Source organism: Flavobacterium sp. RSP15 (assembly GCF_003968755.1).
GTDB lineage: Bacteria > Bacteroidota > Bacteroidia > Flavobacteriales > Flavobacteriaceae > Flavobacterium.
This window is the reverse complement of the sequence record NZ_RYDL01000017.1, coordinates 17,001-38,912: the sequence shown is the minus strand read 5'-3', so window position 1 is coordinate 38,912 and position 21,912 is coordinate 17,001. Positions and strand designations below refer to the sequence as shown.

The following is a 21,912-nucleotide window of genomic DNA, read 5'->3' as shown; positions in this document are numbered from 1 at the left end:
TCGCTTCGTTTTGAAAAGAAGTGCTATTTTTGAGGAAGTTTTGCAAATAAACAGCCTGTTGAAAGTATCATTTTCAAAAAAGAAATTCACCTCAATCTTTTTTTTATTCTATGAGCAAAAAAATTCTAAATAGCATACAAAATATCCCCGCAAAGTTTATTGGAACCAGCAGTACGATGGCTATTGATTCTATTTCTATAGACAGTCGTTCTTTGCAAAATGGCTCGAAAACGCTGTTTTTTGCACTGGTTGGAGCCAATACGGATGCGCACCTTTATCTCAAAAATTTAATTGCAAGTGGCGTCCAGAATTTTGTAGTTACCCATATTCCTGAAGATTGTGAAGGGAAAGCTAATTTTTATGTAGTGACCAATACCTTGTTGGCTTTGCAACAATTTGCCGCAGCATATCGCAGTCTCTTTGATTTTCCTGTCATTGGGCTTACGGGAAGTAACGGTAAAACGATAGTCAAAGAATGGCTTAATTTTTTATTAAGTCCGGATTATAACGTTATCCGAAGTCCAAAGAGTTACAACTCTCAAATTGGTGTTCCGCTGTCTGTGATTGCGATAAATGAAAAACACAATTTAGGAATTTTTGAAGCCGGTATTTCTACGGTTTCAGAAATGGAAAAACTCGAAAAAATCATTAAACCTACGATTGGAATTCTCACGAATATAGGGACGGCACATGACGAAGGTTTTGCTGATATCAGTGACAAAATCAAAGAAAAATTGAAACTTTTCCAGGATGTCCAAGTCATTATTTATCATAAAAATCCAACAATTGATTCGTTGATCCGTCCCGATACTACCGTTTTTTGCTGGAGTTATAGCGATGCTAAGGCTTCGGTTCTGATTACTAAAAAGGGAGTTTTAGACAAGACCGTTTTGACGGTGTTACAAAACAACAATAAGTTTGACATAAAAATACCATTTCAGGATGAGGCATCGATAGAAAATGCAATTTCCTGTTTGATGGTTTTGTTGTATTTTAAATACGATAACAGAACGATTCAAAACCGCATGGAGTTGTTGTATCCGGTAGAGATGCGATTAAAAGTCAAAAACGGAATCAACAATAGCAGTATTATTGATGACAGTTACAGTTCTGATTTTCAATCCTTAAAAATTGCGTTGGATTTTCTTGAAAGTCAAAAACAGTATAAAAAGAAAACAGTCATTCTATCTGATATTTTTCAAAGCGGTTTGCCGAACGATGTGTTGTACGCGAAGGTGGCTGAGCTAATTGTTTCCAACCGGATTACACGGGTAATTGGTATTGGCGAAACCATTTCAGCATTTAAAAACAAGTTTGCTAACTGCAGTACTTTCCAAAACACGGCTGCATTTGTCGCTGATTTTGAAAACTTGGACTTTGGTAATGAAACCATTTTGATAAAAGGGGCGAGATCGTTCCAGTTTGAAGAAATTGTGTACTTATTAGAGGAGAAGACACATGAAACGGTCCTGGAAATCAATCTGAATGCTATTAGTTACAACCTGAATTTTTTTAAATCAAAGTTGCTACCAAAAGTAAAAATTATGGTTATGGTAAAAGCATTCGGGTACGGAAACGGCGGACTCGAAATTGCTAAATTACTGGAACATCATAAAGTAGATTATTTGGGTGTGGCTTTTGCCGATGAAGGAATTTCATTGAAAAATGGGGGTATTAATTTGCCTATTATGGTCCTTAATCCAGAGAATACTAGTTTTTCGGCTATTATTCAACATCAGTTGGAACCGGAAATTTACTGTTTAAAAGGTTTATATGCGTTCTTGAAGATAGCAAAACAAAAAAATTTAAAGCATTTTCCAATTCATATTAAATTCGATACCGGCATGCATCGATTGGGCTTTGAAGAAAATACCCTCGATGAACTGATAGCTGCGCTAAGAGGAAACAGTACCGTGCAAATAAAAAGTATTTTATCACACTTGGCTACGAGCGATGATCTTGAACACATGGATTTTGCTCATTCCCAAATTAATTTGTTCGAGAAAGTATCCTCTAAATTGATGTCTGAATTGCAAATAAAACCCTTGCGTCACATCCTGAACACCTCTGGGATAAGTAATTTTATGGATTCGCAATACGATATGGTTCGGCTGGGAATTGGTCTTTATGGAGTTTCAAATGATGCCCAAGAACAAAAGCAACTCGAAAATGTGGGGACACTAAAATCCGTGATCTCACAAATAAGAACGATTGCTGCTGGAGAAAGCGTAGGCTATGGCCGCCGATTTGTAGCCGAAAAACCAACAAAAATTGCTACAATTCCCATAGGATATGCTGATGGGATTTCCAGAGGCTGGGGAGATGGTTTGGGATTTGTTATGATAAAAAATACCAAAGCCTATATCGTTGGGAGTATTTGTATGGACATGCTGATGGTTGATGTCACCGGCGTTGAATGCAAAGAAGGTGATTCAATACTTATTTTTGGCGAAAATCCAACGGTTTCTTTTATAGCCCAGAAATTAAATACAATTCCCTATGAAATTTTGACCAGTATTTCGCAACGGGTGAAACGCGTGTTTTATAGGTAGCGATTAAATTTAGAAGAAAGGACTGTTACTACTTTTAAAATTTTTATTAAATTCGTTTGTCAGAAGTAAATTTTAACCTAAAAAAATAAATTATGGGATTTTTTAGTGATTTCAAAGCCTCTTTGATGAAGGGAGACGTTTTAAGTTTAGCAACTGCGGTTGTTATTGCTGGAGCATTTGGCAAAATTGTAGGCTCAGCTGTTGATGATGTCATAATGCCAGTTGTTGGTTTGTTAACCGGAGGAATTGATTTTACCCAAAAATTCATCACCTTAGACGGAAATAGTTACGAAACCCTGGCTGCTGCAAAAGCTGCAGGTGCCGCCGTGATTACCTACGGTAATTTGGTCCAAGCCATTATCAACTTCATAATAATTGCATTCTTTATTTTTGTAGTTTTAAGAGCTGCTGAAAAGGCCAAGAAAAAGGAAGTTGTTGCCGTCGCTGCTCCAGCTGGACCAACACAAGAACAATTGCTGACTGAGATTAGAGATTTATTGAAAAAGTAATTTCGACTACAGTATAGCTAAACCGCTTTGGAAAAGAGACCTTTTTTTCTTTATTCAAAAGGTTATATAAAACAAGATGATTTTCATCCTTAACATAATAAGGTGCCGGGAGAAATACTTTACAACTTAGTTTTCTTAATCTCTTAATGGTTTAAAATACTATTTATAGGTTTGCGATTAAAAAAGAGCAGATTTTTTAATGGGAAATTTGAGGTTGCCTTTTAATTTGTTGAAAATATAACATTTTGTTATTTTTTGTTAACCTCCTTGTTTTGATTTCAATATTACTTACTTTTGTACTTCAAATTTAATATTCACCCGAGCCTGAAAGGCGAACGGACGAAGTAATACTAAAAATATACTATGAGAATAGCAGTTGTAGGAGCTACCGGAATGGTTGGCGAAGTAATGTTGAAAGTTTTGGCAGAAAGAAATTTCCCTGTAACCGAGTTAATTCCCGTTGCTTCACAGCGCTCAGTGGGTAAAGAAATTGAATACAAGGGCAAAAAATATAAAGTGGTAGGCATGCAAACTGCAGTAGATATGAAAGCAGATATTGCTTTGTTTTCTGCAGGAGGCGACACTTCACTGGAGTGGGCTCCAAAATTTGCAGCAGCAGGAACAACCGTTATCGATAATTCATCGGCTTGGCGAATGGATCCGACTAAAAAATTAATCGTTCCGGAAATCAATGCAACAGAATTGACCGCCGCAGATAAAATCATTGCAAATCCAAATTGCTCTACCATTCAAATGGTATTGGTTCTGGCTCCGTTGCACAGAAAATACAACATCAAACGGGTCATTGTTTCTACCTACCAATCCATCACTGGAACAGGCGTAAAAGCAGTGCAACAATTGGAAAATGAATACGCAGGCGTTCAGGGTGAAATGGCGTATAAATACCCAATTCACAGAAATGCGATTCCACAATGTGATTCTTTTGAAGAAAATGGGTATACGAAAGAAGAGATGAAATTGGTACGTGAAACCAAAAAAATATTAAGCGATAATACAATTGCTGTTACAGCGACTGCGGTACGGGTGCCAATTGTAGGCGGACACAGTGAAGCGGTAAACGTAGAATTCACGAACGATTTTGATGTAAACGAAGTACGAAACATTTTGCATCATACCGATGGTGTGGTGGTTCAAGATAATAACGATACCTACACGTATCCAATGCCCATGTATGCTCAAGGAAAAGACGATGTTTTTGTAGGTAGAATTCGACGGGACGAAAGCCAGGAAAACACTTTGAATATGTGGATTGTTGCGGACAACTTGAGAAAAGGAGCAGCGACAAATACCATCCAGATTGCTGAATATTTGATAACAGCTAAATTGGTATAATACTTTTTAGATCCAAGATAGCGACTAGTTTTCTCCTGTTCGAGGATGAGAAAAATGTTTATGGTAAGTCAATTTTAAATCCATTTGTTTCAACAAAAGCTATATTTTGTGAAAAACAAATGGATTTTTATATTAGGATGCCTATATTTGCCGTACATGAAAAAGAAATTTTCTATAGTAAACCTTGTATTAATGATTGCGGTATTGTTTTCAATACTGATTCAATCCCTGCATAGTTATGAGCATATAGTAAAGCAATTTTCTGAAAAAAAATGTGAGCATAAATATACTTCTGTCGCAGAAATTACACATCAACATCATAAATTTGACAGCTGTTATTTATGTAATTTTACAATTAGCAGTTTCACATCTTCGGATGTAAAGTCTTTTGAGTTATATAAAATAGAGATGAATTCAAGTAATTCTTCGGCTATCTCAAAACAAATTACACAATTCTTTAAAGGAAGCCTTTTTGCGCTTCGAGCTCCTCCTCAGGTTTAAAATAATATCCACATCAATACATCATTTCAAATATTGGAAGTGATTCATATGTTTATATATTTTGAACGAGGAAAATGCAAACAAAAATTTATATTGTTTTCTGCTTCTGTTTGTTTTGCACCGTAGGTTTTTCGCAAAATACAGTTAGTGGAAAAATTACTACTCAGGAGGGCATGCCGCTTTCCGGGAGCCACGTACACATTGGGACAAAAACGGTATCTTCGGATGTTTCCGGTAATTATCTTATAAAGAGATTGCCTTCCGGGACCGTCAAGGTATTTGTGTCATATGTTGGTTTTCAGTCTGTTGATACGCTGGTAAATTTAGCGGGTGACCAAATTTTGAAATTTTCTCTAAAACAAAACACTGCCCAACTGCAGGAAGTAGTCATCAGACAAAAAGCCAATACGCTGAATAAATCGATTTTGGAACAAAAGATCAAAACGGAAACGATTGAAAAATTCAGCAATCAGACGCTTGGAGATATTTTGAAAGAAATAGTAGGTGTTTCCAGTCTAAAGACAGGAAGTTCTGTGGTGAAACCAGTTATTAATGGTTTGTTTGGAAGTAGAGTTCCGGTAATCAATAACAATGTCCGCATGGAAGACCAAGAATGGGGAACGGAACATGCGCCTAATTTTGATATAAACGCTGCAGGGAAAATCACGGTGATCAAAGGGGCTTCTGGACTTCAATTTGGCGGTGATGCCGTCGGTGGTTTAGTGGTTATAGAGCCAGTTTCAGTCAAAAAAGATACGCTGTTTGGCAAAACTATTCTGAATTTGGCGTCTAATGGCAGGGGCGGTTCTATTAGTTCGAGTCTGCACAAAGGAAATGATAAAGGATGGAGTTGGAATGCACTGGGAACATTCAAGTATTCAGGCGACAGAGAAGCACCGGATTATGTGTTGTCTAATTCTGGGAATCGGGAAGCTAATTTTTCCGGCGATGTAAAATTTACAGGAAAAAAATATGATATTTCCGGGTACTACAGTTTTTACAATACGACTATTGGTATTTTAAGCGCATCACATACGGGTAATGTAAACGATTTGTACAATTCCATTACCAATAAAATTCCTTCGGTTGTAAATGATTTCACGTACACCATCAAAAATCCAAAGCAAAAAGTGCAGCATCATTTGGCTAAAATGAACTACAATTACTATTTCGATGAAACGGCCTCTTTAGCGGTACAGTACTCTTTTCAGTTTAATAAAAGATTGGAGTTTGATGTGCGCAGGGGAGATTTTAATGATGTAGCCGCTTTAGACTTGGATTTGACTACGCATGCCGTTAATGTTGATTATAAGAAAGCTTTTCATGACTGGAGCTTTAAAACTGGATTCAATACGTCTATTCAGAATAATTTTGCAAATCCGGCTACAGGAATAAAGCCGCTGATTCCTAATTTCGACCGAATCGAATTTGGAACTTATGGAATAGCTACTTATGATTTTTCCGATAGCTTTTCTGTGGATGCAGGAATGCGTTATGATTTTTCCCGTGTGGATGCCACCAAGTTTTATTTGAAATCACGATGGGAGGAAAGAGGCTACACTCCTGAATTTGATAATTTTATAGTGGGAGAACAAGGCAATCAATGGTTGACAAAGCCTAGTTTTACTTTTCATAATATTTCAGCCAGTGCAGGGTTTCACAAGGAATTTGAGGCAGACCTGGATTGGTATGCCAATATCAGTCTTGCTACAAGAAACCCAAATCCATCCGAGTTTTTTAGTGACGGTTTGCATCATTCCACCGGGGTTATTGAGTTAGGCGATTTAGCGTTAGACAAAGAACAGGCAATCAAACTATCGACAACATTACAGAAAAAATGGACTGCTTTTTCGGTTGAGGTGAATCCTTTTATCAATAGTATCCATAATTTTATGTTTTTGCGTCCTGTTGGTTTTGAGACGACCATTCGCGGTGCTTTTCCTGTGTGGGAATACCAGCAGACCAATGCGAGATTGGCAGGAGTTGACGTGCAAACCCATTGGAAAATAAGCAAACAATGGCAACATGATTTCACCTTGGCCTATGTCAATGGTAAAGACATCACAAACAAGGAGTCTTTAATAGATATTCCGCCCTTGAATCTGAGTAACAAAATTCAGTTTTCAAAGAGAGAATGGCATGATTTGAAACTCGAGTTAAAAAGTGAAATCGTACTGCATCAAAATCAGTTTCCTAACAATAATTTCACAACAAACATTGTGGTAGATAATGAGTTGGCTCCGGTTCTGGTAGACATCAGTACACCTCCTCCAGGGTATCAATTGTTGCATTTTTATTCGGAAATGAACTTCAAGACTTTTGGAAAAACCAATGCAACGATTGCGTTTTCCATTCAAAATATTTTAAACACTAAGTACAGGGACTATCTTAACAGGCAACGTTTTTTTGCCGATGAAATGGGTAGAAACTTTCAAATTCAATTAAAATTCAATTATTAAAAAGTAAACAAAAAACAATAAAATGAAAAATTCAAAAATTCTAGCAATCGCATTAATATCAATATCCATCTTTTCATCTTGTAGCAATGATGATCCAATTGCAGTAAATGAGGAAGAAGTAATCACAACGGTGACTACAACTCTGACATCAGGAAGCCAGACAGTTACGATGATTTCGAGAGATCTTGACGGCGACGGACCAAACGCGCCAGTGATAACAGTGTCCGGGGATTTAGTGGTAAATACAACCTATACAGGGGCTGTTAGTTTCCAAAACGAGTCCGTGTCACCAGTTGATGACATTACATTGGAAATAAAAGAAGAAGGGGATGAACACCAACTATTCTTTCAGGCACCAACAGCCATTGGAGCATTTACATATACTGATGCCGATGTTAATGGGAAGCCTATTGGGTTGACTTTTACATTAAAGACAGGTACTACAGCAACAACAGGAAATATAGTGGTCATCTTGAGACATGAGCCAATTAAAAATGCTGAAGGTGTTGCATCCGGTAACATTGCAAATGCAGGAGGTGCAACAGATGCACAAATTACATACCCAGTTCAGGTCAAATAAGCACCTCATTCTGATGTCAACCATTCTAAAAACGCTATTCGAAAGAGTAGCGTTTTTTTGGTTTTTAACTTACATGACCTAAGTATTTAATTATTTAACATATAAGGCATATAAGTAGTTGTTGTATTGTCGTTAAAACCAATTATTTATTAATCAAGCTTTTTTAACTTACATGACTTATATGTTTAATTTTATCAACATATAAGAAGCAGTGGTTTTCTTATTGAAAGTAAATCCTAATCGAAAGAGTAGCGTTTTTTTGGTTTTATTTAAGACTTCCCCACTACTACTAAACTAACTAATTTCTTATTTTTGTAACAACCTAAAACAGAATCTAATGAAAAACACTTTTTTAATAATGGCTGTAACTTCTGCAATGGCGACTTTCGGCCAAAACCCAAATCCAAAACCGCTAACCTATCCCACTACAAGTAAAGGGGAAACCGTGGATGTGTATTTCGATACTAAACTTCCGGATCCATACCGCTGGCTCGAAGATGACAAATCAGCCGAAACCGGCGCTTGGGTAAAAGCCCAAAACGAAGTGACCTACGGGTATTTAGCTCAAATCCCGTTTCGCAATGTCTTGAAAGCAAGAATGGAAAAACTGTGGAATTATGAAAAAATAGGTGCGCCTTTTAAAGAAGGAAATTTCACGTATTACTATAAAAATAACGGCTTACAAAACCAATCAGTGTTGTACAGAAAAGACGCCAAAGGAACTGAAACCGTGTTCTTGGATCCCAATACATTTTCTACAGACGGAACCACTTCGCTTGGCGGCTTGGATTTCTCTAAAGACGGTTCTAAAGTAGCCTATTCTATTTCAGAGGGCGGAAGCGACTGGAGAAAAGTCATTATCATGGACGCCATTACCCAAAAAATAATCGAAGATACTATAGTCGATGTAAAATTTAGCGGTGTGTCTTGGAGAGGAAATGAAGGATTTTACTATTCCAGTTACGACAAACCAAAAGGAAGTGAATTATCAGCAAAAACTGACCAGCATAAACTGTATTTCCATAAATTAGGGACTGCACAAAAACAGGATCAAGTGATTTTTGGTGCCGACCAAAAGCGCCGTTATGTAGGTGGTGGAGTTACGGAAGATGACCATTATCTAGTAATCACAGCGTCTAATTCTACCTACGGAAACGAATTGTACATTAAAGATTTGACAAAGTCAAACAGTCCTATTGTGACTATAGTGGATAATTTCAAGAGCGACAACAACATTATTGAAAACGAAGGCGGAAAACTATTCATAGAAACCGACTTAAATGCGCCCAACAAACGCATTGTTACCGTAGACGTAAAAAACCCGAAACCGGAAAACTGGAAAGATTTTATTGCTGAGACGGAGAATGTGTTGTCTCCATCCACAGGTGGCGGGTATTTCTTTGCTAATTATATGAAAGATGCCGTTTCGGTGGTGAAACAATATGATTATTCCGGAAAACTAGTTCGTGAAATTAAATTGCCGGGCGTAGGAACTGCCGGTGGTTTTTCCGGAAAGAAAAAAGAAAAAACGGTGTATTATTCCTTTACGAATTATATTACTCCGGGTTCTACTTTTTCATTCGAGCCAGCAACCGGAACTTCTGCGGTGTATGAAAAACCAAAAGTAGATTTCAACAGTGAGCAATACGAGTCCAAACAAGTGTTTTACACTTCCAAAGACGGAACCAAAATCCCGATGATTATCACCCACAAAAAAGGATTGAAACTTGACGGAACAAATCCAACAATGCTTTACGGTTACGGAGGATTTAACGTGAGTTTGACACCAAGTTTCAGTATTGCCAATGCCGTTTGGATGGAAAACGGAGGCGTTTATGCCGTACCCAATTTACGTGGTGGTGGCGAGTACGGGAAAAAATGGCATGATGCGGGAACCAAAATGCAAAAGCAAAACGTATTTGATGATTTCATCGCAGCGGCTGAATATCTGATTGCTCAAAAATATACATCTTCACAATATCTTGCCATTCGTGGTGGGTCAAACGGAGGATTGCTAGTGGGAGCTACCATGACGCAACGTCCGGACTTGATGCGAGTTGCATTACCAGCAGTGGGCGTAATGGACATGTTGCGCTACCACACCTTTACTGCAGGAGCAGGTTGGGCGTATGATTACGGAACGGCGCAGGACAGTAAGGAAATGTTCAGCTACATCAAAGGCTATTCTCCAGTACACAACATACAAAAAGGGATTCAATATCCAGCAACCATGGTCACTACAGGCGATCACGATGATAGAGTAGTACCAGCACACAGTTTCAAGTTTGCTGCTGAATTACAGGAAAAACAAACCGGAACAAACCCCACACTAATCCGTATTGACATCAATGCAGGACACGGCGCCGGAAAATCCGTAGCGGCAACCATCCAGGAAAATGTAGATCTTCAGGCCTTCACGTTGTACAACATGGGAGCGGTGTTATTGCCAGAATTGGAATAATAACAATTGTGATACCGATTTTACCCTGAGCGCAGTCGAAGGGAGGAGCTTATTCCTGCTGTACACTGTATCTTTTCCTCCGCCGAAAGTGGCGGAAGGAAAAGGATGCCGTTCCCATCAGGGCTAGGGCATTCGATTCCTTAGATAATTGTCATTATGAGGAGTTGCGAGGCACGCGGAAAAGCAGTCACATCACAAATTATAAGAAGTTCAAAAAACGCTATTCGAAAGAGTAGCGTTTTTTTGTGGAATAGAGCTCTCGCTAAATTTCTTCGATCCCTAATGATTTGAAAAAATCAAAAGTACCATCATACATGAAAGTTGGTCTTGTAATATCTTCATTATTACCGAATGGAATATAGATTACCATTCCTTGTCTTGCTCTTGTAAGTAATACTCTGTAGGAGTTAATTAAATAGTTAGTAATGTCCTTGCTATTTATATTTTGCCACTTTGTGCCTTTGAATTTTCTATAGTTCCATTGATTATTATCGTAAAATAAATCACCATCCCAAGCTACACAAGTCCAATCTAATTCTAGGCCTTGAATGTCAAATTCTGTTGCAACTTCTTCTAAAAAGTAAGAAGAACGAATGTCATCTTTATCATTCAAAAACCAAATTGGTGCATCAATTTTAGCTTTCACATTTAATCCAAAAGGTCTCAAGCGAATTCCACCTGATGAAGCCACAACTCCAGTTCTTTCGGAACCTTTCGCTGATTTTTTTAACCAATCTCTGGCTTTGTCTAAATCTCTGGTTATTTTAATTGGATAATCTTTTTTGATAAAATCATAATAAATACTTTTAGCTTCATCAATATCATTGTTAATAATTTCTTGAATGAAATTTGATAGTTGAGCACTTCTAAAAGATCTTAATGAAATGGAGAGATGTAATTCGTCTTTTTTTGTGGCTTTTCTATTTTGTAGAATTGTTAAAGCATTTTGGTCTTTAATGTAATTTTCATCTTCAATTATTTTTGAGGAATAATAGATATCCCAATCATTAAACTTATCCGAAAACGGTCTAATCCATTCTTCTAGTCCAGCTTCGCCAGTATTTATTTCTTGTCCACCACCAATTAAACAAACTATTGTGCACCAATCTTTATGTCTGTCCATAACTTCAATAAGGAATTCAGGTTCTGATTTATCAAAATCAGCAATTCCTTTATTTCGTTTCATAAAATTAGAAGCTTGTTCTTTTGTCCAAGCTCTCTGCGCTTCGTCAAAAATGGTTACTTTTTCAATTGGTGCTTTTTCATCTTTTATAGAAGCGTCTCTAAAATGATGGATATTTTGTATAAATGATTTTACTTGAGAAGAAGCTAAAGATTTTGTCATCGTTTCATTTTCTTCTTTTGCAGTTTTTACTTTGTCTCTGGCTAAAGCTTCACGTAAAACATCAACTAAGGGCCCATTTCCTGATAAAAACACTGCGTGTTCTTCCTCTTTATAATTGGAACGAAGATTGGCGATATTTAATCCTGCTAAAGTTTTTCCAGCGCCAGGAACTCCAGTAATAAAACAAATTGATTTTCTATTGTTGTCTTTTGAAAAATCAATGATTTGAGAAATACATTCGGATGTTACTGATAAGTTTTCTGCTCCCGAATCACTTCTTGAAATTTCATTGACATTGTGTTTTTTATATAATGCCGTTGCTGCTTCAATTATAGTCGGAGTCGGTTTGTAAATTGAATTTTCCCAATATTCGATGTCAATTGTTTCTGTATCTTCAAAATGTAATAATGCAGCATTAATTACCTCTGACAAATTACTAGAATTTGCATAAATTGTTTCATATAAATTATCAAAACTAGGACAGTAAATATTTTCTAAAGAAGGTGCTTTATCCGCGACTAAAATTGGAATGATTATTTTGTTATGACTTCCTTCGTGAAAATTATTCAAATCTAAACCATAATCAAAAGCTTGGTTGGTTGCATATTTGTCATAGGTATTTGATCCAATTTTAAATTCCAAAACAAAAATGCAGTTGTCAATGATTAATATATTGTCAACTCTCTTTCCCATTCTAGGAATAGTAAATTCAAAATATATTTTCCCAGTAAAAATGGAGATTGTTTCTTTTAGAATTTCTATTTGACTTTTCCATGCATTGGATTGTAGAATATTCAATTTATTCAAATCATATTGTCCAGAAATCTTACCGTAAATAGTTTTGGAATTTTCATTAATAAATTCATTAATGAAATTGGAATAGTAAGCTCTATTCATCAAACAAGTCTTTAATTTTTACATCAAGAGCTTTTGCTAATTTTTCAACTACTTCAATTGAAACATTTCTTTCTCCTTTTTCAATAGTTGGTAAATAGGTTCTGTCAATTTCTGCAAGGTTGGCAAGCTTTTCTTGTGAAAGACCTTTTGCTTTTCTTAGCTCTTTTATTTTTAGACCGAGTTTCTGCTTAATATCCATGTTAACAAATATTACAAAATGTGGTCTATAATGCAACGGAGTATAGTCCGGTTTTGTTTATTTTTGACAAACATTATAAATCGCATGAGCTACCACACTAAAATAATATTTGGGAAAGACCATGTAAGAAAGTATCATAATAATGAGGAGTTTTCTGATTTCGAAAAAAGTATCAATTTTAAAAAGTATGTTTTTGAGACTAAAGCAGAAAGGAATGCTTTCTATAAAGGTGTCGTTGAATCGATGGGTCGTCTAGAGTTTGAAGTGATTAATGAATTTGAAGATAAGAACAACCAAGAAAAGGAAGATGAAAGTGAATTTGACTATTGGGGGTTCGTCGAAAAACACTATCCAAAATATTATTCTTGTAATAATGTTTTACTAAGTGACATTTTAACAAGAAAGCTTGATGGAGAAGAGATCTGTGAAAAAGATTTGGATTATATAAAAGATTGGGATGTTAGGAAGGAGTTCTTTGAACTTGATAAAGAATTACTTTGTAAGGCTTTTGGAAACTATTTCGATATTATTTATCCTGAGAAATTTCAATAATTAAATACTGTTTCTTTTCACAATGTTTTATTAATTGGTTCGTTTTTTCATACTGCAATGGGTAAATTTGAAAGACAACATTAAATTAATAAAAATATGACAGTACAAATCAACACAGACAACAATGTAGAAGGACACGCACGTTTGAAAGCGTATATTACCGAGGAATTGGGAACGGCTTTGGTGCGTTTTGAAGATAAAGTAACCCGTTTAGAAGTACACCTTGGTGACGAGAACAGTGATAATAAAAGCGGTGTCAACGACAAACGATGCTTGATTGAAGCCCGACCTATAAATATGCAGCCTGTAGCGGTTACCAATCATGCTGATACTACCGAAAAAGCATTTCATGGTGCCTTAGACAAAATTAAAAAAGTGTTGGAAACAACTTTCGAAAAAAAGAAAACTCATTAAATAGTTGCCATTTGGCAAACAAAAAAAGGACACTGTCTCTATAGGATAGTGTCCTTTTTTTTGGTTGAGATTCTTTAAAATTTGGATAGTGGTTTTAATAATTTTAGCAGTAAATTAGTACTTTCAATATAATTCCGAAAAGCGTTGAAAAGTTGCAATTTGAGAAAATGAAATTTATAGAATAAATTAATGGAAAACATAAAATTATTTGAAAGCCAAAAAATCCGTTCCTCATGGGATAACGAACAAGAGAAATGGTTTTTTTCGATTGTAGATATTATACAAGTTTTGACGGATAGTCCAAGACCAAGGAAATATTGGAGTGCGCTGAAAACAAAACTAAAAAATGAAGGAAGTGAACTGTCCCATAATATGGGACAGTTGAAAATGATGGCTGATGATGGTAAAATGAGACAAACGGATGTGGCAGATACGGAGCAACTATTCCGTTTGATCCAATCCATTCCTTCGCCTAAAGCAGAGCCTTTTAAACAATGGCTAGCTAAAATAGGCTACGAACGGATAGAAGAAAGTCAAGATCCTGAAAAGGCTATTGATCGTGCTATGGAAAATTATTTGAAATTAGGATACTCCACAGCCTGGATTAATCAGCGGTTAAAAAGCATAGAAGTTAGAAAAGAACTCACCGATGAATGGGAAAATAGAGGTGTTAAGAAAGGACAGCAATTTGCTTCACTTACCGATATAATTACCCAAGCTTGGAGTGGGAACACGGTAAAACAATACAGGGATTTAAAAGGTTTGAAAAAAGAAAAATCTAAGAGATAATATGACCAATTTAGAATTGGTATTAAATATGTTAGCAGAAGCAACCACAACAGAAATTAGCAAAGAAAACAATCCTAAAACCTTTGCAGATAATAAAAAAATTGCCCGAAAAGGCGGTGAAATTGCCGGCGATACCAGAAAGCAAATAGAAGCACAAACGGGCAAAAAAATTGTTAGCTCACAAAATGCTAAAGTTTTAAAAGAAGATAAGAATAAAATAAAATAATAGTATAAACAATAAACAGGATGAACAACTAGCTTTAGAGTTGTCTCAAATTTACTTTAAATCGATATTTTTGTTGTGTTTCGGTTTCTGTTTTAATAATATTGACCGCAAATTCGTAAATAATAGATATGTGTTGCATGTTTTAATTTGCGAATTTGCGGTTTTAATGATTATTTAAACAAAATAAATTTTACTTATCAAACAGTAAGTTTGCTAAAGCTTCGTCTCTTTTATACACATCTTCATAAAAATGAACCACACCTTCCGCATCAACCCAAGCGGTGAAATAACCAATGTATACTGGGATTTTGTTTTTAAGCGTGTACCAGTATTCCTCTTCGCCGTTCATGGCGGTTTCTATTTTAGCAGGATTCCATTTTTTATCGTTCTTCATAATCATCGCAGCAAGTTCTTTTGGCTTGGCCACACGTATGCATCCGTGGCTGAACGCGCGGTCTTCTTTACCAAATAAACTTTTTGCCGGCGTATCGTGCAAATATATCGCATTCGAATTGGGGAATAAAAACTTGACTAATCCCAAGGAGTTCTCCGGTCCGGGTCTTTGTCTCACGTAATTGTCTTTCCATTCCATGTCGTGCTCGGCCAAGTAATTGGGATTGTTTTCAATGGCAGGAAGAATCTCTTTTTTGAGAATACTTGCCGGCACGTTCCAATACGGTCTGAATACAATGTATTGCATTGGCGCACTAAAAATTACGGTTTTATGCATGGCTTTTCCTACGACAACCTTGGAGCGTAATTCTGGTTTCCCATCTCTTAAAAAAGTCAGTTCATAGGCCGGAATATTCACCACGATTAATTCCTTGGATTTGGTAATATCATTCGAAATCCATCGGCAGCGTTCCATATTGACCATCACAGTTTTGATGCGGTCTGCAACAGATACATTCATGTAGCGGATGTGTTCCGGCAGTATCGTTTTGTTCAGTAGATTGCCACTTCTCTTTTTGAATTTCAATACTCCAGCCGCTAATTCAGCATCATATACGGCACTTTTAGAATCTCTGGCAAGATCATCCGTGACAAACAAACGTGTTCTGATTTGCGCAATGGCAGTGGCACTGTCTCCGGGTTTATAGGATTTTACACTTGGGTTTAATTCAGTGGTTTTCCATCCACCTTTAGTTTCTATTTTGCGGTATTCCTGTAGTACAGCTTTAAGGAGGTAATACTGTTTCAATACGCCTTTTTCGTCTTTGTGAATTAACGATGGATTGATCAATAGTGAATCCAGATAATCGCCATACAATTGTTTTTTTCGAGGCAAAAACCACTCTAAATCCTTCGATTTTTGAGTGTCGATCCCATCATATACTTTATCCGCATAAAAGAAGTATAACGCAGAACTCAACAACTCAGTATTGATACTTGCTTTTTGATTGTCTTCCGGATTGTCATAAATGTCATCTAGTTTTTCCTTGTACGGAATCGCAGTTTCAATTCCTTCCTGCGTCAGATTATTCACTTTGTTGTATAATAAACCTGCAAATTCATTGAGGCCATCCTTGTCAAACCAGATGTAATGAAACTGATGCTTGCGGTATAACTTTTCTACTTCTGTTTGGTAAGGCTGCAGTTTTGGATATTTTTCAAAAAACGTTTTGATTTGTGTACTGTCAAAAGCAACTGCAACGGTATTTAAACTCGTTTCCTTTTTAGTGTCATTTACATCTTTCTTTTTACAGGAAACGAGGGTAAATAGTAGTGCAAAAATAATAAGTAGTATGGAGGTGCTTAACTTTCTCATAATCGTAACTTTAAATCTTACATTTTACTGTCTAAACAATACAAAAATACGTCAAAACTAGATGTGTAATACCGCCTTGGGTTAGGCGGTTCTTTTTAGTTTGAAATCAGATTTGTAATTGAAGTGTCTAGATTAAAAATAAATTATATTCAATAATCTTTTAATCAATTGGTTACGGTATTTTTTTTGTTTCTAAAACTAAATTTGAAATCAAATAGGATTGTCAAAATCCAAAAATTATTTCTTTCGGCTGCGTTCTATGAATCAACACAGCCACTTTACAAAAAATAGAGCTATTGCTTTACGTATTTTGGACTTTGTGGTTTGGATCTCAAATGACTTTCAGTTGTTTGAATAATTAGTTTCGAGCGATTCATTGCTATAACGGATGTTTTTATGCTACCTTGTAATTCAAACTGAAAAGGACTACGAGGAGACCAGTAGCTGTTGATCGAAAAATAAAAATAAGATGGAATAAAAAACCATAAATAAATACCGAATAAAATGAAAAAACTACTAGCTTTTTTGATAGTAATAACCGTGTCTAGTTGTAAAAGTGTGATGGTAAAACAAAGCGATTCAAAAAACGAAATCAATGTTACATTAGATACTTGGCATAAAGCTGCAGCAGATGCTAATTATAACGCATACTTCGGCTTGATGTCAGATGATGCAGTTTTTATAGGGACTGATGCAACAGAGAATTGGAATAAAACAGCTTTTCAGGCCTATGCAAAACCACATTTCGATAAAGGAAAAGCGTGGAGTTTTACGGCTTTAGAACGTCATATTCATTATGACAAAACGGGTAAAATAGCTTGGTTTGATGAATTACTGAATACTCAAATGAAAATTTGTCGCGGCTCAGGGGTGTTAGTCAAAATAGGGCAAGAATGGAAAATAAAGCAATACGTTTTGTCTATGACAATCCCAAATGATAATTCAGGTGAAGTTATTAAAGTTAAAACTTTTATCGAAGATGCGATGATCAAAAAATTACAAGCAAAGCAATAAAATTTTTAGCTCTTGTTTTATTCTTAAGTAGCAAGAAAGATATATTGTCGCAATTATTAAAAAGAGTTTTTGCCACAGATTGTAAGGATTAAAAAGATTTTTAAAATTACATAACGAATTAATCTGTGCTAATCTGTGGCAAAGAAATTTAGTGCTTTATTAAAATATGACATTAAATTTTAGTCATTACTTAGTTTGAAATTTCTTCATAAAATATACTGTTGTTTAAAAGCCATCTTTAATTAAATAATAGTTTAAAGGGTGCATTAAATGTTGTTTTTAAAACGTTTTTCATTTTTTGGTCCCTAGTTCGCTCCGTCTGATATATTTCCTTAATTTTGCCGAAATATTCTAAAAAAGTGGGAAGCAAAAACAAATTAAAAAGATTCAAGGAAAACGAGACATTCAACAACGTTTTTCAACCAACGAGGGAAGAAGTAGTAGGTGATTTATTTCCGTTGAAAGGGAAATGGAATACAGAATTTTTCAAAAATGAAAATCCATTGGTGCTGGAACTAGGCTGTGGGAAAGGAGAATATTCAGTAGGACTGGCAGAAAGGTATCCCAATAAAAACTTTATCGGAATTGATATCAAAGGCGCGCGTTTCTGGCGTGGTGCTAAAACGGCTGTGGATACCGGATTGCATAATGTGGCTTTCATTAGAACTCAGATCGAATTGATCAATCATATTTTTGATGAAAATGAAGTAGACGAAATCTGGATTACTTTTCCCGATCCCCAAATAAAATACAAACGCACGAAACACAGAATGACAAATTCCGAGTTTTTGCAATTGTATAAAAAAGTACTTAAAAAAGACGGTGTTGTGAACCTTAAAACAGACAGTGAATTCATGCATGGATATACCTTAGGTTTACTGCATGGCGAAGGGCATGAAGTATTATATGCCAATCATAATGTGTATGTAAATGAAGGAAGTCCAGAGGAAGTAACGGCTTTTCAGACATTTTATGAAAAACAATATTTGGAAGTTAATAAAGCAATTACGTATATTCGATTTAAAATTAAAGAATAGTTTTATATTTGGGATTGTTTTTTTGAATACTGGTACCGTTTGCATATGAATTTAATTACTTCCTTGTTTTTGGGTTTTGTTACTGCCTTTGTGGGGATTACTCCTCCGGGACTTCTCAATATGACAGCTGCTAAAGTAAATCTGAAAGAAGGGAAGAAAAGCGCTTTTTGGTTTGTTTTGGGAGCAGTAATCGTAATTTTTGTACAAGCCTATCTCGCTATTTTATTTGCACAATTTATCGAAGTGCGCCCGGATGTGATTGTTTTATTGCGAGAAGTAGGATTTGTCATTTTTACTGCGTTGACTATTTTTTTTTTGTTGGTTGCTAAAACCCCCAAAATTAAAAAAGGCAAAATAAAAAAGAAGAGTACTTCCACTCGTTTTTTCTTAGGAGTTTTGCTCTCCTCTCTTAACTTTTTCCCGATCCCTTATTATGTTTTTGTAAGCATTACATTGGCTTCTTATAATTTGTTTCTGTTTGATTTTTCAAATGTTTTTGTTTTTGTGACAGGCGTGGTGTTGGGCTCTTTTTTGGGGTTTTATTTGTACATTACTTTTTTTCAAAAAATACAAGAGAAGTCGGATTATATTATGCGAAACATGAATACAATCATTGGTAGCATAACCGGGTTTATATCATTAGTTACTTTGATTAACATTGTCCGTTATTATATGGGGTAATTGGCTCACCGGGTCTCCCATAAAACCTTTTTTCACTAGATTTAAAATCATGTCAAACGATACTTTTTTTGAACGCGTGTATGACATCGTCAGGCAAATTCCATACGGTAAGGTTACTTCGTATGGCGCTATTGCAAAGGCTTTAGGAACGGCACGCTCTGCCAGAATGGTTGGCTGGGCAATGAATGCCTCCCATGGTTTTGTGGATGTTCCGGCACACCGTGTAGTCAACAGGAACGGTTTGCTCACGGGGAAATTACATTTTGACGGCACCAATCTGATGCAGCAATTATTGGAAAGCGAGGGAATAATTGTGACCAACAATCAAATTGTAGATTTAGAAAAATATTTTTGGCAACCGGAAGTCAGGACAGAATAATTTATAATAGTTGAGATTCCGGGGTTCTAATCTCAACAAATACTCAATAACGACCAGCAATCTGTGCATCAATAAATGCGATGCAAATCCTTTATAATAAGAACTTTTCATAGTATCTTTGTAATCTGAAATCAGTTTAAATAAAGATAATATTCTGGTGGTATAAGCCAATAGAAACAGTAAACTAAAAATGAAATTAGAAAGAAAAGAAATTCTTAAAGCCTTAGAAACAATTACTATAGCCGGAGAAGGAAAAAATATGGTTGAAAGCGGAGCAATTGCAAACGTAGTCACTTTTGGCGATGAAGTAGTGGTAGATCTAGTATTACATACCCCAGCAATGCACATCAAAAAACGTGCGGAAGACGACATCAGAAAAACAATTCTTGAATTAGTATCTCCGGAGGCTAAAATCAAAATTAATAGTAAAGTGGAAGTGCCGGACAAACCGGAAATCAAAGGAAAACAAATTCCAGGTATAAAAAATATTATCGGAGTAGCCTCTGGTAAAGGCGGTGTAGGTAAATCTACAGTTACTGCAAATCTTGCAGTATCATTAGCTAAAATGGGATTTTCAGTAGGGATTCTCGATGCGGATATTTATGGTCCGTCTATGCCTATTATGTTCGACGTAGAAAGTGAAAAGCCCATTTCTGTCATGGTTGACGGAAAATCAAAAATGAAACCCGTAGAAAGTTATGAGGTAAAAATTCTTTCGATAGGATTTTTTACAGCACCAAGTCAAGCAGTAATATGGCGAGGGCCCATGGCTTCTAAAGCCTTGAACCAAATGATATTTGATGCAGATTGGGGGGAATTAGATTTTATGTTAGTCGATTTGCCACCAGGAACAGGAGATATCCACCTTTCTATCGTGCAATCCTTGCCAATTACAGGAGTTGTCATCGTAAGTACTCCTCAGGCCGTAGCTTTGGCCGATGCCAAAAAAGGAGTATCAATGTTCCTCTCAGAAGCTATAAATGTACCAGTTTTAGGAATTATAGAAAACATGGCGTATTTTACACCGGAAGAATTGCCTGAAAACAAATACTATATCTTTGGAAAAGAAGGGGCCAGAAATCTTGCCGAAGACTTAGATGTTCCATTCCTTGGTGAAGTGCCCATCGTACAATCGATCCGGGAAGCAGGTGATTACGGTCGTCCCGCAGCCATGCAAACCGGTTCAGTTATCGAAACAGTTTTTGAGGAAATCACAAAAAATGTAGTGCAGGAAACCGTCAACAGAAATAAAAATTTACCTGCTACCGAAGCTGTGAAAATTACAACTATGGCAGGTTGTTCCGCAGTAAAAAAATAAAAAATTAGAACGCATGAAAATAATTTTCAATCATTCAATTTTCTAATCTTTTGAATCTTTAAACAAAGACAATGACAACAGAACAATTAACCCTAGAAGTTCAAAAAGCGCTAGAAGAAATAAGACCTTTTTTGAATTCAGATGGTGGTGACATTACCCTTATTTCCATAGAGGACGGGAAACACGTAAAAGTGCGTCTCGAAGGAGCCTGTACCAGTTGCAGCGTAAATCAAATGACATTGCGTGCCGGAGTAGAAACAACCATCAAAAAGTTTGCACCACAAATAGAAACTGTTGTAAATATCCTATAAATTAACAGGGCGTGCCCCCTTTTAAGAAAAAAGGCTACTTGTTTTAACGGGTATAGGCCTTTTTTCTTAAAACGGTCGGGCTATCCGCGCTACTTCGGTAGCCAGCTTCTATCCCTCACGCAGTCCGTATTTAATAATCAACACCGATTGCCTAAAACCAAACACCCACAATCATATGGATGTATTAATAAAAATAAAAGATCGAGAAGGAGTCGTGCATGAGTTACAGGCTCCCACTGATATGGCCATGAATATCATGGAATTATGCAAAGCCTATGAGCTTCCTGTAGAAGGAACCTGCGGCGGTATGGCCATGTGTGCTTCCTGTCAATGTTATGTTCTTAACGATGTTGCCTTGCCAGAAATGGGCGATGATGAAGAAGCAATGCTTTCAGAAGCCTTTTATGTAAAAGCAAACAGTCGTTTGGGCTGTCAGATCCCAATTACCGAAAGCCTCGAGGGATTAGAACTCGAATTGGCTCCTGAAAATTAATAAAAAAGCATCTTGTTACTAAAACAAGATGCTTTTTTTAAGGGTATTTTCTAAAGAAGTGTTGCGTTATTTGA

21 protein-coding genes are annotated in these 21,912 nt (G+C 36.2%); 18 read left to right on the top strand and 3 right to left on the bottom strand.

Annotated elements, in window-relative coordinates:
* Nucleotides 1-110: 110 nt before the first annotated feature.
* The 7 genes from EKM00_RS13605 (at nt 111) to EKM00_RS13575 (ending at nt 10,415) form a co-directional block, all read left to right on the top strand.
* The gene (locus EKM00_RS13605; RefSeq protein WP_126516542.1) at nt 111-2,552 is read left to right on the top strand and encodes a bifunctional UDP-N-acetylmuramoyl-tripeptide:D-alanyl-D-alanine ligase/alanine racemase; all 2,442 of its coding nucleotides are present in this window, start codon (nt 111-113) and stop codon (nt 2,550-2,552) included.
* 92 nt (nt 2,553-2,644) lie between these two features.
* Nucleotides 2,645-3,061: a large conductance mechanosensitive channel protein MscL gene (gene mscL / locus EKM00_RS13600; RefSeq protein WP_126457530.1), complete on the top strand. Its 417-nt coding sequence runs from the start codon at nt 2,645-2,647 to the stop codon at nt 3,059-3,061.
* Between the two features lie 363 nt (nt 3,062-3,424).
* Nucleotides 3,425-4,414 carry an aspartate-semialdehyde dehydrogenase gene (locus EKM00_RS13595; RefSeq protein WP_126516541.1) on the top strand — a complete coding sequence of 330 codons (990 nt, stop codon included), beginning with the start codon at nt 3,425-3,427 and terminating at the stop codon, nt 4,412-4,414.
* Between the two features lie 156 nt (nt 4,415-4,570).
* Nucleotides 4,571-4,915 (top strand): hypothetical protein, encoded by a 345-nt coding sequence (locus EKM00_RS13590; protein WP_126516540.1) that lies wholly within the window; start codon nt 4,571-4,573, stop codon nt 4,913-4,915.
* 74 nt (nt 4,916-4,989) lie between these two features.
* Complete coding sequence (locus EKM00_RS13585) at nt 4,990-7,374, top strand: TonB-dependent receptor (protein ID WP_126516539.1); 2,385 nt, start codon at nt 4,990-4,992, stop codon at nt 7,372-7,374.
* Nucleotides 7,375-7,396: 22 nt separating this feature from the next.
* Nucleotides 7,397-7,954 (top strand): type 1 periplasmic binding fold superfamily protein, encoded by a 558-nt coding sequence (locus EKM00_RS13580; protein WP_126454339.1) that lies wholly within the window; start codon nt 7,397-7,399, stop codon nt 7,952-7,954.
* Between the two features lie 358 nt (nt 7,955-8,312).
* Nucleotides 8,313-10,415, top strand: a complete 2,103-nt coding sequence (locus EKM00_RS13575; protein ID WP_233592306.1) for a prolyl oligopeptidase family serine peptidase — start codon at nt 8,313-8,315, stop codon at nt 10,413-10,415.
* Nucleotides 10,416-10,677: 262 nt separating this feature from the next.
* Here EKM00_RS13575 and EKM00_RS13570 read toward each other — a convergent pair whose 3' ends face one another.
* Both EKM00_RS13570 and EKM00_RS13565 read right to left on the bottom strand, forming a co-directional pair.
* Nucleotides 10,678-12,657, bottom strand: coding sequence for a DUF2075 domain-containing protein (locus tag EKM00_RS13570; protein WP_126516537.1), 1,980 nt, complete (start codon nt 12,655-12,657; stop codon nt 10,678-10,680).
* Nucleotides 12,650-12,856: a helix-turn-helix domain-containing protein gene (locus EKM00_RS13565; protein ID WP_126516536.1), complete on the bottom strand. Its 207-nt coding sequence runs from the start codon at nt 12,854-12,856 to the stop codon at nt 12,650-12,652. The genes EKM00_RS13570 and EKM00_RS13565 overlap by 8 nt, the downstream gene beginning before the upstream one ends.
* A gap of 84 nt (nt 12,857-12,940) precedes the next feature.
* Here EKM00_RS13565 and EKM00_RS13560 point away from each other — a divergent pair, with 84 nt between their 5' ends.
* From EKM00_RS13560 to EKM00_RS15270, 4 genes are all read left to right on the top strand, one after another.
* Nucleotides 12,941-13,408, top strand: coding sequence for a hypothetical protein (locus EKM00_RS13560; protein WP_126516535.1), 468 nt, complete (start codon nt 12,941-12,943; stop codon nt 13,406-13,408).
* A gap of 96 nt (nt 13,409-13,504) precedes the next feature.
* On the top strand, nt 13,505-13,822 hold the full coding sequence (locus EKM00_RS13555) for an HPF/RaiA family ribosome-associated protein (protein WP_126454329.1): 318 nt from the start codon (nt 13,505-13,507) through the stop codon (nt 13,820-13,822).
* Between the two features lie 189 nt (nt 13,823-14,011).
* Nucleotides 14,012-14,611, top strand: a complete 600-nt coding sequence (locus tag EKM00_RS13550) for a BRO-N domain-containing protein (protein ID WP_233592305.1) — start codon at nt 14,012-14,014, stop codon at nt 14,609-14,611.
* Between the two features lies 1 nt (nt 14,612).
* Nucleotides 14,613-14,837 (top strand): hypothetical protein, encoded by a 225-nt coding sequence (locus EKM00_RS15270; RefSeq protein ID WP_233592304.1) that lies wholly within the window; start codon nt 14,613-14,615, stop codon nt 14,835-14,837.
* A gap of 190 nt (nt 14,838-15,027) precedes the next feature.
* Here EKM00_RS15270 and EKM00_RS13545 read toward each other — a convergent pair whose 3' ends face one another.
* Nucleotides 15,028-16,605: a L,D-transpeptidase family protein gene (locus EKM00_RS13545; RefSeq protein WP_126516534.1), complete on the bottom strand. Its 1,578-nt coding sequence runs from the start codon at nt 16,603-16,605 to the stop codon at nt 15,028-15,030.
* A 504-nt stretch (nt 16,606-17,109) separates the two neighbouring features.
* Here EKM00_RS13545 and EKM00_RS13540 point away from each other — a divergent pair.
* The 7 genes from EKM00_RS13540 (at nt 17,110) to EKM00_RS13510 (ending at nt 21,838) form a co-directional block, all read left to right on the top strand.
* Nucleotides 17,110-17,619 (top strand): nuclear transport factor 2 family protein, encoded by a 510-nt coding sequence (locus EKM00_RS13540; RefSeq protein WP_126516533.1) that lies wholly within the window; start codon nt 17,110-17,112, stop codon nt 17,617-17,619.
* A gap of 359 nt (nt 17,620-17,978) precedes the next feature.
* Nucleotides 17,979-18,656 carry a tRNA (guanosine(46)-N7)-methyltransferase TrmB gene (gene trmB / locus EKM00_RS13535; protein ID WP_126454320.1) on the top strand — a complete coding sequence of 226 codons (678 nt, stop codon included), beginning with the start codon at nt 17,979-17,981 and terminating at the stop codon, nt 18,654-18,656.
* A 45-nt stretch (nt 18,657-18,701) separates the two neighbouring features.
* Nucleotides 18,702-19,337, top strand: a complete 636-nt coding sequence (locus EKM00_RS13530) for a LysE family transporter (protein WP_126454318.1) — start codon at nt 18,702-18,704, stop codon at nt 19,335-19,337.
* A gap of 49 nt (nt 19,338-19,386) precedes the next feature.
* Nucleotides 19,387-19,716: an MGMT family protein gene (locus EKM00_RS13525; RefSeq protein ID WP_126454316.1), complete on the top strand. Its 330-nt coding sequence runs from the start codon at nt 19,387-19,389 to the stop codon at nt 19,714-19,716.
* Between the two features lie 190 nt (nt 19,717-19,906).
* Entirely contained in the window at nt 19,907-21,034 is a 1,128-nt protein-coding gene (locus tag EKM00_RS13520) for an Mrp/NBP35 family ATP-binding protein (protein ID WP_126454314.1), read from the top strand.
* Nucleotides 21,035-21,105: 71 nt separating this feature from the next.
* On the top strand, nt 21,106-21,345 hold the full coding sequence (locus tag EKM00_RS13515; protein WP_126454312.1) for a NifU family protein: 240 nt from the start codon (nt 21,106-21,108) through the stop codon (nt 21,343-21,345).
* A gap of 175 nt (nt 21,346-21,520) precedes the next feature.
* On the top strand, nt 21,521-21,838 hold the full coding sequence (locus EKM00_RS13510) for a 2Fe-2S iron-sulfur cluster-binding protein (RefSeq protein WP_039110363.1): 318 nt from the start codon (nt 21,521-21,523) through the stop codon (nt 21,836-21,838).
* Nucleotides 21,839-21,912: the final 74 nt, after the last annotated feature.

What these genes read in the sequence shown, in the direction of transcription:
- EKM00_RS13605 (WP_126516542.1), top strand. Translation starts at nt 111, where the DNA reads ATGAGCAAAAAAATTCTAAATAGCATACAAAATATCCCCGCAAAGTTT.
- mscL (WP_126457530.1), top strand. Translation starts at nt 2,645, where the DNA reads ATGGGATTTTTTAGTGATTTCAAAGCCTCTTTGATGAAGGGAGACGTT.
- EKM00_RS13595 (WP_126516541.1), top strand. Translation starts at nt 3,425, where the DNA reads ATGAGAATAGCAGTTGTAGGAGCTACCGGAATGGTTGGCGAAGTAATG.
- EKM00_RS13590 (WP_126516540.1), top strand. Translation starts at nt 4,571, where the DNA reads ATGAAAAAGAAATTTTCTATAGTAAACCTTGTATTAATGATTGCGGTA.
- EKM00_RS13585 (WP_126516539.1), top strand. Translation starts at nt 4,990, where the DNA reads ATGCAAACAAAAATTTATATTGTTTTCTGCTTCTGTTTGTTTTGCACC.
- EKM00_RS13580 (WP_126454339.1), top strand. Translation starts at nt 7,397, where the DNA reads ATGAAAAATTCAAAAATTCTAGCAATCGCATTAATATCAATATCCATC.
- EKM00_RS13575 (WP_233592306.1), top strand. Translation starts at nt 8,313, where the DNA reads ATGGCTGTAACTTCTGCAATGGCGACTTTCGGCCAAAACCCAAATCCA.
- EKM00_RS13570 (WP_126516537.1), bottom strand. Translation starts at nt 12,657, where the DNA reads ATGAATAGAGCTTACTATTCCAATTTCATTAATGAATTTATTAATGAA.
- EKM00_RS13565 (WP_126516536.1), bottom strand. Translation starts at nt 12,856, where the DNA reads ATGGATATTAAGCAGAAACTCGGTCTAAAAATAAAAGAGCTAAGAAAA.
- EKM00_RS13560 (WP_126516535.1), top strand. Translation starts at nt 12,941, where the DNA reads ATGAGCTACCACACTAAAATAATATTTGGGAAAGACCATGTAAGAAAG.
- EKM00_RS13555 (WP_126454329.1), top strand. Translation starts at nt 13,505, where the DNA reads ATGACAGTACAAATCAACACAGACAACAATGTAGAAGGACACGCACGT.
- EKM00_RS13550 (WP_233592305.1), top strand. Translation starts at nt 14,012, where the DNA reads ATGGAAAACATAAAATTATTTGAAAGCCAAAAAATCCGTTCCTCATGG.
- EKM00_RS15270 (WP_233592304.1), top strand. Translation starts at nt 14,613, where the DNA reads ATGACCAATTTAGAATTGGTATTAAATATGTTAGCAGAAGCAACCACA.
- EKM00_RS13545 (WP_126516534.1), bottom strand. Translation starts at nt 16,605, where the DNA reads ATGAGAAAGTTAAGCACCTCCATACTACTTATTATTTTTGCACTACTA.
- EKM00_RS13540 (WP_126516533.1), top strand. Translation starts at nt 17,110, where the DNA reads ATGAAAAAACTACTAGCTTTTTTGATAGTAATAACCGTGTCTAGTTGT.
- EKM00_RS13530 (WP_126454318.1), top strand. Translation starts at nt 18,702, where the DNA reads ATGAATTTAATTACTTCCTTGTTTTTGGGTTTTGTTACTGCCTTTGTG.
- EKM00_RS13525 (WP_126454316.1), top strand. Translation starts at nt 19,387, where the DNA reads ATGTCAAACGATACTTTTTTTGAACGCGTGTATGACATCGTCAGGCAA.
- EKM00_RS13520 (WP_126454314.1), top strand. Translation starts at nt 19,907, where the DNA reads ATGAAATTAGAAAGAAAAGAAATTCTTAAAGCCTTAGAAACAATTACT.
- EKM00_RS13515 (WP_126454312.1), top strand. Translation starts at nt 21,106, where the DNA reads ATGACAACAGAACAATTAACCCTAGAAGTTCAAAAAGCGCTAGAAGAA.
- EKM00_RS13510 (WP_039110363.1), top strand. Translation starts at nt 21,521, where the DNA reads ATGGATGTATTAATAAAAATAAAAGATCGAGAAGGAGTCGTGCATGAG.